This window comes from Shewanella sp. VB17, from assembly GCF_013248905.1.
GTDB lineage: Bacteria > Pseudomonadota > Gammaproteobacteria > Enterobacterales > Shewanellaceae > Shewanella.
The window spans coordinates 2,239,328-2,251,059 of record NZ_JABRVS010000001.1 but is presented as its reverse complement, the minus strand read 5'-3'; the positions used below and the strand labels follow the sequence as shown (position 1 = coordinate 2,251,059).

Below are 11,732 nucleotides of genomic sequence, written 5' to 3'. Positions count from 1 at the left end.
AGTATGCGCATGTTACCTGCTGATGTAAAAACTCAAATTCGCACGATATACAAAGGTATCTCTGCCGCACTACCTGATTTTCGTTCCAGGCGAGAACAAAATTATATTGTCGCAGAGATATCAAAAACATTGGCGGGCGAATACGATAAGCAGAGGCGAATTATCGTAGTAGAAGCAGGGACGGGTATTGGTAAATCTTTGGCTTACATATTGGGTTCAATACCTTTAGCATTGGCCAATAAAAAAAAGGTCTGTATTGCCACGGCAACCGTCGCCTTGCAAGAACAATTACTCCACAAAGATCTGCCGTTTTTTCTTGCCCAGTCAAAGTTAAACTTTACTTTTGGGTTAGTCAAAGGTCGCCAACGTTATGTCTGTCTTTCAAAGTTACAGCTGTTAACCGGGCCTGATGATGGTACCCAAATGGCCATGTGGCAGACCAAACCCGACAATAGCCAGATAGTACTATTACAATCTTTGTTTAAGCAATACCACGAAGGGAAGTGGAACGGCGAGCGTGACACATTACCAGAGCAACTGCCCGACCATCTTTGGCAACAAATAGCCTGTGATAAACACAGCTGCCATAAACAATTAGCCAGTCACAGGCATTGTCCCTTCCATAAAGCCCGTGAAGACATCGACACTTGGGATGTGCTCATCGCTAACCACAGCTTACTCTTCGCCGATCTTGAATTGGGCGGTGGGGTGATTTTGCCCGATCCTGAAGAACTGTATTATATTATCGACGAAGCCCATCACTTACCCAAAGTTGCCAGAGATTTTTCCAGTGCCCAGTCAACATTAAGAGGGGCCATCGAATGGCTTGAAAAAATAGATAAAACCAGCAGCAAGCTACAAACTCAAATAAAAACCAACAATATTATCGCACCAGTACAAGCGATGCACGATCACATTACTGATTTAACCGCCCAGTTAACTCTCATTGCGCACTACTGTGATAGCCAAACAGCCCGATTCGATAATCAAGAAAATCGGTTCCGTTTCGAGCACGGAAAACTACCTGAAGGCCTGTTAAGCCAAGCTGAAGAGCTGGCTACCACATCGACCAAGGCACTCAAACAGTTTAATAAAATGCAAACCTTACTGGCTGAAGCCATAAAAGATGGCGATATTCCCAAGCAGCAAGCTGAGCCCTTGTTATCTGAAACTGGCTTTATGTTACAGCGGTTAGAAAATCTTCAAAAGCTATGGAAAATGATGGCCAAAGTCGATAATGCTAAAGGTGCGCCTATGGCACGTTGGATAGAATTGATCACTGGTAAACAACTCGATTATCTGTTTAATGCATCCCCAATCGAAGTCGGTTTTATGCTGGAAAAACTACTATGGGATAAAGCCGCTGGTGTAGTGTTGTGCAGTGCGACCTTAAGAGCATTAAATAATTTTGATCACTTTACTCGACAAGTAGGCCTTTCAATTAATGATGGAAGTCGCTTTTTAGCCTTAGATTCTCCCTTCGATTTTAAACAAAATGCAACCCTGTATTTACCAAAAATGAACACTGAACCCACAGATGACAAATACACTGAAGAATTAGCAGAGCAAATCATCACCTTAGTTGATGGAGAACAAGCAACCTTAGTGCTATTTGCATCGTATTGGCAAATGGAAAAAGTCACCGACCTTGTCGAAAACAAAATTAAAACCGCTCTGCAGATCCAAGGCACTGCTTCCAGACAAGAGATCCTCACTAAACATAAGCTGCGATGTGACAACAATGAACCCAGTATCATTTTTGGCACAGGCAGTTTCTCTGAGGGACTCGATCTACCCGGAGACTACTTAACCAATTTAATCATTACTAAGCTCCCCTTTGCGGTACCGACCTCCCCAGTAGAACAAGCCCATGCTGAGTACATCAAAATCAAAGGCGGAAACCCTTTTTTACAACTGACGATTCCAGATGCATCACGCAAATTAATTCAAAGCTGTGGTAGATTACTACGCAAAGAGCAAGATTACGGCCGCATCACCATTTTAGACAGACGACTGGTGAGTAAAAGATATGGCAAATCATTGCTCGATGCTTTGCCTCCTTTTCGCCGTGTAATAGAGTAGGAGTACTTTTGGAGCTACTGTTAGAGCCTAATGCTTGGGCTATTATTACTGCCATAGGCTTAATCGCAGGGTTTATTGATGCCGTTGCTGGTGGTGGAGGCTTATTGTCGATCCCAGCACTGCTAACCTTAGGTATTCCCCCCCATTTAGCTTTAGGTACCAATAAGCTGGCAGCATGCTTTGGCTCATCCATGGCTGCATTGACCTATTATCGGCAAAATTTTTTCTCTCCAAGTTTATGGTATCACAGCTTCATCGCCACGTTTTTAGGCGCGGTCAGTGGTACATTGTTAGTGCATTACATTAATAAAGAATGGCTGGAAAAAGTATTGCCGCTGCTCATTATTACGATTGCGATTTATACCCTGTGCACCCCTAATGCCATGGGCTGTACACAGTATGTTCCTCTCAAAAAAGCCGCTAGCCGTTTAAAACAATGGTTACTAGGCTTCACTTTGGGATTTTATGATGGCTTTGCCGGTCCTGGTACTGGCGCTTTTTGGACCATCACCAGTACCCACTATTATCATCAACCACTACTCTATAGTTGTGGTTTAGCCAGAACAATGACCTTTATCAGTAATTTAACCTCGCTAGTGATCTTTTTTGCACTAGGTCAAGTCGACCTGATCCTCGGTTTATCTATGGGGGTATGCATGATGATAGGCTCGTTTATTGGTGCGCGTTCAGCCATCAAATTTGGGGTGCAATTTATTCGCCCTGTATTTACGGTTATTGTTCTTCTTATTGCCGTTAACTTAGCGTGGGGCGCCTGGTGACAACAAGTGAATTACTCAAACGATTACGAGTACAGCAGAAGCTACTGGAACAAGAAGTCCTCCAGCATGACGCTAAACTCCCCAAAGGACAGCAACGTTTGCTACAAGATACAGAGCGTTTTAACGATACGCTTTTTATACAAACAGGTGCAGAGCTATCTTCTTGTATTAATCAGATTAATAAAAGTATTCAGCAACTAGAAAAACTGATCAACAATAAGATATCACCCAATACTATCCTCTTAAGCTGTCAACGTATTCAAGACAGATTCACCGCAGTAAAACGAGCAATGGCAACCACATCTTTAGATGCCAAATCAGCAGAACAACAGAAAAAAATGCGTATCGCAAAAGCCCAGCAGCGTCGGCATCAATCACATAATGACAGTGGCTTTAATTGGATAGCTGCTGGCGTCATGCAAAATAGCCATCAACTCTACGAAGAATTAAACAAACATTTAAATTGGGTAAAAACATTCGAACAAAAAATTCAAAATTTGCAATCCAAACTCGATAGCTGTCATAGTACTGACAAAATTAACATGCAAAATGAGATTTTACTTGTTCACCGCCGTTTAGGTAAATGTCGACAAGCAATTAGCTACATTGAAGAGCGTATACAAGCCTTTGAGCGCCCTCAAACACATACATACAGACGTTTTAATCGTTAAGGAACAACAATGAAATCAGTTATGCCAATCACCGCCATCATCGCACTACTCAGTTCCTCTTCAGTACTTGCTGCCAGTCTACATATACCGATGTCGTTCGAATACCTTGCAGTAGACGGAACAAAAATAGCATCAAGTTTGTTTAGCCATCAATCAGATATCGAGCTTGAAAATGGCAATCATAAAATCGCGATCCGCTACCATGATCTGATACAAGATGATTTTAGTGACGCTGAAAGCTTTATTAAATCATCACCTTTTATTATTACCTTAACGGTAGATGGCGATCACCATTACACATTAACAGCGGCTGATGGTGAGGTGATAAAACACCCCGTCTCTTTTGCTAAATCGCCCCAAGTTGTGATCACCCGCAATGATTCTGGTACGGTGAATTACTCCGTTAAACAAACAGATTTTACCGAAGACTCATTTGTTAATCATTTATTCGGGGGAGGAACCAGCCAAAATGCAACCAACCTTATCAATACTACCACCAAAGCAACGATGATGGCGTCTGTCACCGCACCTGTCAGTAAAGCAGCACCGATGGACGCAATAACCGGTACCCAAGTCAACAAAGCACTTCAATCAGAGCAAATGCTGCAATATTGGTGGTCACATGCCGATCCTAAAACAAGAAAAGAATTTATGAGCTGGGCAATAAAACAGCTATAACGTCACGCCGGTTTAGGCAGCTATCATCCATGTCGACAATTATTAGTCGACATTGTGTCCCACTGTCTTAGCAGCACTAAATGCTCACATCATAATATCCATTGGTATTATCACCAACAGGCACTAGAATAATCAATAACATGGCAAATATTTTTATTGCTCAAAAATCATTATAGTAGCAAACTAAATACCGTAGAAATATCACCACATACAAGATTGCCGTAAATAACAACAATCAGGGAGCATGCATATGCAGCTAGAGATCCGCAATTACTACGAAATTTTATTAATGGAACTCATATCAGATGAAGGATTACTTGATGAACTACCTGAGGAGTTCCTCGCAGATCTGTGTTGCGTGACACTCAATCAACTTCCTGTCAGGTATATACGTCACTTAGTAGACGCCTATTTTTTTGAAGAATATAACGAAATAGAACAAATGAAAACAGAAATTCAAGTAGCATTGGAAAAATCACGTGCTTTTCTCAAGGCTAATTTACATAAAGAAATGGAAAAAAATGATGTAGTATGAAAGGGTTAATGACTTACATTATTGATGTACTAGGATAATTGGAGGTTTCCCTAGAGCCACACCCCGGCACATGAGTCGCCTGTTGCGGTTGCTCCCTTCCGGGCCTGGCCGAGTTCACAAGTTATCATTGCGGGGGGACCCTAAGGTCACCATTGCTTTCGTTAGGATTTATCCCTTCGAACGCTGAGCATTATCTACCAAGCTCGGCTCTCAATCAAGCCCTTAAACACCATATAGGCTAAGATACCATTCAACTGCTGATTCTATAATCAAAATAACCCTATTTTCGTTATTTAAGGGCTTAATCAGACTACAACATAATCATGGCTTTATTTTTCTCAACCAATTTAGCACTAATACCGTTAACTTTTTCAAGTTCTTCAATGGCCGAAAACTGCCCGTGTTGCTGACGGAATTCAACAATCGCTTGAGCTTTAACCTCCCCTATTCCATTTAATTGCACTAATTCCTCCACACCAGCAGTATTAATATTAATACTGTGGGATTGATTGGCCATCAGTGTGGCTTGATTAACATTTGAGTTATCTTCAACTAGTTGCGCAGCATTAGCACTCAATGACAATACAGCCGCAAACATAACACCGAACATAATACGATTTTTCATGGAGATTTATCCTTAATTGAGTTAATCCATTACTAAAAATGGCTATCAGTCCATTGTCCCTTAGCCACTAAACAAATGTAGAGCAAGCCCTCAATTCTTGCCAATAATTAATATTAAAAATTTCTAATTATTATTGGCAGCAATAAGCGTTAAGGGTTTTAACATGGATTATCACATTAAGGCGTCAAACTAGGATCATACTACGCTGTTATCTAACCAAGCTTTTAATAACGCTGCTTCTTTTTTCCTACGACTGGGATAGTTATCACCAAAATTCTGTAAGTTATCTAAAGCAGCAGACCAACTTCCCCTTGTGACTTGCTGCCAAAAATGGGGTGTTCTCCTTGCCAAATCGCCATATTGAAATGCCACAGATGCTATCACCGTCTGACAAGGTATGGGTAATTTGTCAAAAGCAATGCACGCCGCTGATCTTTGCCACTGTAAATTTAATCTCGTGACAGCCTCGCATTTAGCATAAGCATTCACACTGTAGACTTCTGCGTCATTCAAAATTAACGGTAGCCTCTGCAATGCTTTAACCGCTTGATGTTTTTTAAGGCCCACATAGGGAGTGAGTTTGCCCGTAAGCGCGGGAGAAAATGCGACTTCCAGTTCACTGCAAGAGCGAGCGCCGAGATCAAATCCACAGCCTATAGTCACTCCTGAATGGCTATTATCTGGATCGGGTACATAAGCTGTGCCCGTATTTCCTTCTAAAGCTTCTATAAAAACAAAATCTATCATTGAGTGCTCCTTAACCATGGTGAATAGATATTGAATGAGCCACCTCACCCCAAGGAGTGAGACCTGCTGAGATTAAAGTCAGGGTAGTAAATAAAACTGAATATACCCACGCCACTTCAAGGTGATCGCTTCTGAGTCCCCATAAGATGGCTGAATAAAGCTATAATAAAGAGCATGGTTACTCCCTTGTTGATAGCACTAACACATCACCGTAATGGTATGGATCAGATAGAAAAAGGGAGATTATGCAGGGGCAATTACCCCCTCGAACTCTGTCACTTCTCGACATCCTGGATGCTGCATTTTGACGTGGTTTGAGTATAAGTCTGCTTTTGTATGTTAACGGGGAGCGGCTGTGAAATATCCAGCGCTAAAAATGTCCTTTCATCATCGGTCAAGATAAGCGGGCTATACACCATATTCAGATTCATTGAACGATGATAAAAAATATGGCCACCAGTCACTAGCGTCAACATGCTGTTTTTATGATCGACCAGCAGTTCTTTGGATCGTAAGCTTAAATTTGGTGTTCTAGAGTGTAATGTAGCGTACTTATCCTCCTGATTATCAAAAGTATTACTATAAGTTTCTAGGTAACAAGGACGTCCCATGTTACTGCTGAAACAATCATCGGATCCATCGCTAATGTCCTCATCAAAGTACATAGTTTGATTTATCGCTGATGATCTTGGTTCTACTATTATTTTCTCAGGTGCCATAACCTCCAATGAACTGAGAAAAATAATAGAGATTAAACATAGTGACCGACTGATTAAATTACTTTTAAAGTGAACGTTTATTGCAAACATAAAAGTGCCTTTAATAAAAAAAGTGAAAATAGATCAGGATGTGAGTCAATAAAATATAAAATAAGTACCACTGAAACACGATGATTACGCTTTTGGCTTATGTAGTGCAGAATTAATTTATTGTCGTGTTACTCCACTTTATTTGCTGATCCCCTTGAGTTTTTCCACCGTCCTTAATCCAGACAAGCCTAGCATGGCCAAGGTTAATTCTGTCATAACATCTAAAGGTAATTCTGGCGTACCAAACTCAGGTAATAACCACTGCAGCATAGGGTTGATCACAAAGGCAAATAAAAAACCTAAACCGCACACCCACATTAAAAAAGGACGGGCGCCAGCAACCCATAAACAGCGATGTCCCGCCTGCACTTTATTAATTTCGGCTTGTGCTAAGGCCGGTTTCTGTGACAGCCGTTGTTTGACAATATGTAAACTCAGTGTCTCTTCGTCACTGGTAAATAAATCATCTAATACTGTGCCAATGGCTGCGATCGGCTCTGCTGTCCCCATAGAAAATATTCGTGATAAAAATCCGCTCATGACATCAATCCTAAATGATTTATACCAGTTACAGTAGGTTGCCCTAACAAATCACCTACACCCCAAAAAGAGCTCAAATAAGACTCATAATTTCTACGCGTCTACTCAGTAAAATATAACGAATAAAATCTTGAATAATTGCCGATACACCTTGTGAATATTCATGTTCACATTCCTCATTATCATGATTAAAGTTAATAGGAAAAATCCTACTTTGTATCTTGCTATTGCTGAACTGACATTCAATATCCCCTCGCTGCGCCACTCGGTAAAAACGAATAACATTACTCGATTGCATACTTTGGCTGACTAAACTGCCATCACTGGCTGGTATATCTGCCATATGCAAGGTTAACCCCACTACATACCTAACCTCGCTATCGCCAAACGTTAAGGTATCCTCAGAGATACCAGTATGAAAACCATGCTGACATAACTCATCACGAGCCGTCTCCATCAAAAGCCGTATTTTCATTTGTAAATTAAAATCAACCGCTTGTAACTCGGCTAATTCTTCTGCAACTTGATTTTGTTCAGAATTAACACTAAGAAGTTGATAATAATCAAGATTGTTTTTTTGAAGATGAATAATATCTTCTAGTGTTTCATTATCACCGTCATGATCATCATCACAATGCCAATCAGGTTGGCAAGCTTGATGATGTGTCTCATTGGCATAGTCAAAACCTGTTAACGGTTTTTGGCAGTCCGAACATAAGTGTTCACTATCATGTATTGTCATATCAGCGCCTCTTTAGTGCTACAGATAAAATTGCATTATATCGCTATGGATTAGCAGCCATGTTGCCATTCCACTTGCAGTAACTGCTTACCTAACCAAGGTAAGCTAATGATGCCCAACCCCCAAGGTAATTTAGTCATGAGTACATCTTGAGCTTTATTTTCTACACTTAGGTTGTAGCCAAGCTCCGAGATTGCACAATTCACCGTTCTTAATAAAAACATTTCCCTAAAACTGGCCACAGGCATCCCTTTCAGGGCTTGCCAGTGATTAATGATTACAGTCAAAAAATGCTCACAAATAAGGTTATCATCTTGATTTAACTTTATTTCTGTTTCAGCTAACGTTTCAGGTTCAAATCCGACAAGTAAATTTGCCACTACATACACGTTTTCAGTTACCGGCTTTGACAACAGGCACACTAATAGCGCATGTGCTTTAGCTTGTGCCCTTTGATCAACAAACTCGGTGATTCCCGCTTCGCTTGTCTGTAATAAACTAAATTGATTAAAAAATGTATTCAGGTAGGGCCAAAGTAAAAGTAAACCGGCATCGAGACTAAGCAGCTGTTGATATTGCTCAGATTGCCATTGCTTAATGGCGCTTATTTTATCCACAACCTCTGTAACCAAAGTATCTATCTTCGCGATATGCAGTACTTTTGCTGTATTGAGTTTGCTACTGGCCAATTTATCTAAGCTCAGGGCGATCGCTTGGTGATAAGGTGCCATTGGCCTTAATTGCTGTTCAATGTATTGTTCATTATCCTCATTAAGCAACACTTCAACCAGATCCAATTGTCTCAACTCATTCAGCTCGCTGACATCAGCAACTAAGTGACCCACTAAAGCGATCTCGGCCGTTATGTGATTATCTGCAAGACGATTGACTCGTTGAAGCCCATTTTTTGTTTGCTCTAATAAGCCGAGTAACACTTGTTGGCGTATCATGACATCTGGCTCAATATTTTCACTATCATTAGGTTTCCCCTTGATATCAGCTAACACGCTAATGCACTGCTCACACCATGCAGTCATCGCAAGAATATCGGCTGGATTGTCTTGTACCTTCGCTATTGGTAACGCTAAGATTGTCGCTAATAAATTCGCTTGCAGGGTAATAAATACCGATTTATCGAAAGAATAAGACCCTATATCCTGACTATCTCCAGCCTCGATTAAGCTAGATATTGACTGTGTCACACTATGTTTAGCAACGATTTTGTTACCGCTTATTACAGGCTCTGGAACAGCCATGACTAAGGGACCCCACCAACTCATAATATCGACATGAAGCCCATCGTCAATTCTGGTTAGCATACTCAATTGCTCTTCTATACAAGCCTTAAATTCATGCCAAAATAAAATATCAGCGGCTTTCCCCCATCGATTATCATCAATTAACATCCATAATTTAGCTAACTCCTGATATAAATGATGACCAAGCATAAGATTCTTTATTTTTTTTGTATTACCTTGCTCAAGATGAATCAAAAATAACGACAGCAGCGGGTAAAAATAATGCTCATCATCAAGAGAATGGAGAAGCCTGCTCAGCGCACCTTTTACCTTAGTCAACACGTCCCGTTCAATCCGATATAAGGAGTCAAATGAGCTTTGTTCACTCGATTTGAGCAATACTGCATTTTGCGCATCTCCGGTCCTTTTCACCTCATTTATCAATGCCGACTCCGGCACTAACAAAAACAACTGGGTGTGTAATTTGTTCAATGAAACACGATCATATTGCTGTAAAAAGTCCTTCACTAACTGCTGGCTATCTGCTGGCAGCTGAACGTTAAACATCATCAATGCCGCTAACATTGGCTGTAGCTGTGCTCTCTCGGTGACTGACAAGCATATATCTGGGCCGGTAAAATCCGCCAGCATTAACTCCGAAATAATCGCTTGCCAATGTCCCAGAGTTTCTCTAGATAAACCACCTGAAACGGTACCGTCTAACATGCCTACATGGCCACGGTTGTTCGTTAATTGATTGACTAATGAACACCACTTATTAATATCAGCACATAACACAACCCCCAGTGGATGCCGACATAAAACAGCCAACTTTTTCACTTTCCCATCAAGTATTTCATTTAAGCTTTGATCGAGTCGCTGATACAGAGATAAGGGTAAACTGGCAACCTGTAATATTTGCTCAATAATCTGACAAAGTTCGATTTTGTTTGCAGCAAAACTCTTGCTCAACACAGCATCAAACTTTTCACTGAGTTGAGCCACATCAATGCGACTACGATTGGATGAATGATACGTGGCCAATAAATTGAGTTGTTTATGGGTTTTATCAACAATTTCTATAGGCAAGCCTTGAACCTGCTGCAGCCATAAAACTAAAGCTCTCAACTTGACTTGTAACTGCTGCTCAGTCCCTGTAAAAGCTACTAGCTGATTGAGCTTATGATGTAAGGCCGTTAATGCATTAATCAAGCACGCAAAGTTACCCATCTTAGGTTTGACACTCGGTATGTATACACTAAGACCGGTATTTAACAAGCGCTCAAGCCCATGAATATCAATATCTTTCACTCCCTGGTATTGCACAAGACTCACCCAAGTCGTCAGGGCATTTAGCCAAGGTTTTTCTACCACCTTGGTTAACCTATCGCGTAATTGCATCATAAGTTGACTAAAATGATGTCTACTCTGTTGTGATTGCTTGCCGCTATTGAGCTCTAAACTTCCTGCTGTGATAAATACTAAGTGATAACTCTGTAGCATCAGTAATAACTGCTTGGGTTTATTTTCATCTGCCCCTTGAGCAATATTAAGCAAGCCAAATAGATAGTTTTGCCACATACTCTTCTGGGTTGCCACAGCCAAATTAGGAGATTGAATATAAGGTAAATATTGCTCTGAATTTATTTTAGGAAATAATAGTTGGAGTAAAGTCCCCACTTGAATGACTCCCTCTTGATGCATCAGCAATTTTATCAAATTAAGCCTAGCAACAGGTAATAGCAACCAAGATTGAATCAAGCACCGGTAACCAGGTTCAAGCTGCAAACACTGCAATAACAGAGTGAATAGCTGCTGTTTCGGCTGTGAGGCATGACAATCAAAAAGAGCTCCTCGTGAATAAACTAACCCAGACTTAATCTCTGACCATGTGCTAAGTGAACCTGTTTTGGTGACCACATTTTTAGTTACATCACCGCTCTGTTCCCGATAAGCTCTGTCCATCGCCATGTTAAACACTTGCGTGATTTTCGGAAACACATACTGGTTAAAATAATATTGAGGATCGAGCATGAACTGATCAGCATTTATCTGAGGGAAATTAACATGAATATCCGGCAACGACAGTGAGTCACCAACATTAGCAAACATTAATTTATCGAGCGATGCCAGTACCATACTTTGTAATTGTTGCTCAAATTCAGCGGCCTTCCTCGGCCTATTATGATGATATTTAATATCAAGATGTAAATTATCAATCATTAACGACATATTTACTCAACTCATAAGTCTTTACTGGAGAGGTTAATCAAACCGGGATAAAAA

At 40.7% G+C, this 11,732-nt stretch carries 11 protein-coding genes and 1 other RNA gene; 5 read left to right on the top strand and 7 right to left on the bottom strand.

Translation table 11 applies throughout. The annotated features are described in order from the left end of the window. The first annotated feature begins 9 nt into the window (after nucleotides 1-9). The 5 genes from dinG (at nucleotide 10) to HQQ94_RS09645 (ending at nucleotide 4,745) form a co-directional block, all read left to right on the top strand. Nucleotides 10-2,082 (top strand): ATP-dependent DNA helicase DinG, encoded by a 2,073-nt coding sequence (gene dinG / locus HQQ94_RS09665; protein WP_173294224.1) that lies wholly within the window; start codon nucleotides 10-12, stop codon nucleotides 2,080-2,082. Between the two features lie 8 nt (nucleotides 2,083-2,090). Continuing rightward, nucleotides 2,091-2,861 (top strand): TSUP family transporter, encoded by a 771-nt coding sequence (locus tag HQQ94_RS09660; protein ID WP_173294223.1) that lies wholly within the window; start codon nucleotides 2,091-2,093, stop codon nucleotides 2,859-2,861. Continuing rightward, on the top strand, nucleotides 2,858-3,532 hold the full coding sequence (locus HQQ94_RS09655) for a primosomal replication protein (RefSeq protein ID WP_173294222.1): 675 nt from the start codon (nucleotides 2,858-2,860) through the stop codon (nucleotides 3,530-3,532). The genes HQQ94_RS09660 and HQQ94_RS09655 overlap by 4 nt, the downstream gene beginning before the upstream one ends. A gap of 9 nt (nucleotides 3,533-3,541) precedes the next feature. Then, complete coding sequence (locus HQQ94_RS09650; protein WP_173294221.1) at nucleotides 3,542-4,210, top strand: DUF2057 domain-containing protein; 669 nt, start codon at nucleotides 3,542-3,544, stop codon at nucleotides 4,208-4,210. A gap of 250 nt (nucleotides 4,211-4,460) precedes the next feature. Further along, nucleotides 4,461-4,745 (top strand): late competence development ComFB family protein, encoded by a 285-nt coding sequence (locus HQQ94_RS09645; RefSeq protein WP_173294220.1) that lies wholly within the window; start codon nucleotides 4,461-4,463, stop codon nucleotides 4,743-4,745. Nucleotides 4,746-4,792: 47 nt separating this feature from the next. Here HQQ94_RS09645 and ffs read toward each other — a convergent pair. From ffs to HQQ94_RS09610, 7 genes are all read right to left on the bottom strand, one after another. Beyond that, nucleotides 4,793-4,889: signal recognition particle sRNA small type (gene ffs, locus HQQ94_RS09640), an RNA gene on the bottom strand. Nucleotides 4,890-5,055: 166 nt separating this feature from the next. Next, nucleotides 5,056-5,370: a ComEA family DNA-binding protein gene (locus tag HQQ94_RS09635; protein WP_173294219.1), complete on the bottom strand. Its 315-nt coding sequence runs from the start codon at nucleotides 5,368-5,370 to the stop codon at nucleotides 5,056-5,058. A gap of 195 nt (nucleotides 5,371-5,565) precedes the next feature. Further along, nucleotides 5,566-6,117, bottom strand: coding sequence for a pesticin C-terminus-like muramidase (locus HQQ94_RS09630; protein ID WP_254304035.1), 552 nt, complete (start codon nucleotides 6,115-6,117; stop codon nucleotides 5,566-5,568). A gap of 275 nt (nucleotides 6,118-6,392) precedes the next feature. Continuing rightward, complete coding sequence (locus tag HQQ94_RS09625) at nucleotides 6,393-6,836, bottom strand: hypothetical protein (protein WP_173294217.1); 444 nt, start codon at nucleotides 6,834-6,836, stop codon at nucleotides 6,393-6,395. 228 nt (nucleotides 6,837-7,064) lie between these two features. After that, complete coding sequence (locus HQQ94_RS09620; protein ID WP_173294216.1) at nucleotides 7,065-7,466, bottom strand: 3TM-type holin; 402 nt, start codon at nucleotides 7,464-7,466, stop codon at nucleotides 7,065-7,067. A 73-nt stretch (nucleotides 7,467-7,539) separates the two neighbouring features. Next, nucleotides 7,540-8,208, bottom strand: a complete 669-nt coding sequence (locus tag HQQ94_RS09615; protein WP_173294215.1) for a hypothetical protein — start codon at nucleotides 8,206-8,208, stop codon at nucleotides 7,540-7,542. Between the two features lie 50 nt (nucleotides 8,209-8,258). Beyond that, on the bottom strand, nucleotides 8,259-11,678 hold the full coding sequence (locus HQQ94_RS09610) for a contractile injection system tape measure protein (RefSeq protein ID WP_173294214.1): 3,420 nt from the start codon (nucleotides 11,676-11,678) through the stop codon (nucleotides 8,259-8,261). Nucleotides 11,679-11,732: the final 54 nt, after the last annotated feature.

Coding starts and splice junctions, on each gene's coding strand:
- HQQ94_RS09630 (WP_254304035.1), bottom strand. CDS start 6,117: ATGATAGATTTTGTTTTTATAGAAGCTTTAGAAGGAAATACGGGCACA.
- HQQ94_RS09650 (WP_173294221.1), top strand. CDS start 3,542: ATGAAATCAGTTATGCCAATCACCGCCATCATCGCACTACTCAGTTCC.
- HQQ94_RS09625 (WP_173294217.1), bottom strand. CDS start 6,836: ATGGCACCTGAGAAAATAATAGTAGAACCAAGATCATCAGCGATAAAT.
- dinG (WP_173294224.1), top strand. CDS start 10: ATGTTACCTGCTGATGTAAAAACTCAAATTCGCACGATATACAAAGGT.
- HQQ94_RS09645 (WP_173294220.1), top strand. CDS start 4,461: ATGCAGCTAGAGATCCGCAATTACTACGAAATTTTATTAATGGAACTC.
- HQQ94_RS09610 (WP_173294214.1), bottom strand. CDS start 11,678: ATGTCGTTAATGATTGATAATTTACATCTTGATATTAAATATCATCAT.
- HQQ94_RS09620 (WP_173294216.1), bottom strand. CDS start 7,466: ATGAGCGGATTTTTATCACGAATATTTTCTATGGGGACAGCAGAGCCG.
- HQQ94_RS09615 (WP_173294215.1), bottom strand. CDS start 8,208: ATGACAATACATGATAGTGAACACTTATGTTCGGACTGCCAAAAACCG.
- HQQ94_RS09635 (WP_173294219.1), bottom strand. CDS start 5,370: ATGAAAAATCGTATTATGTTCGGTGTTATGTTTGCGGCTGTATTGTCA.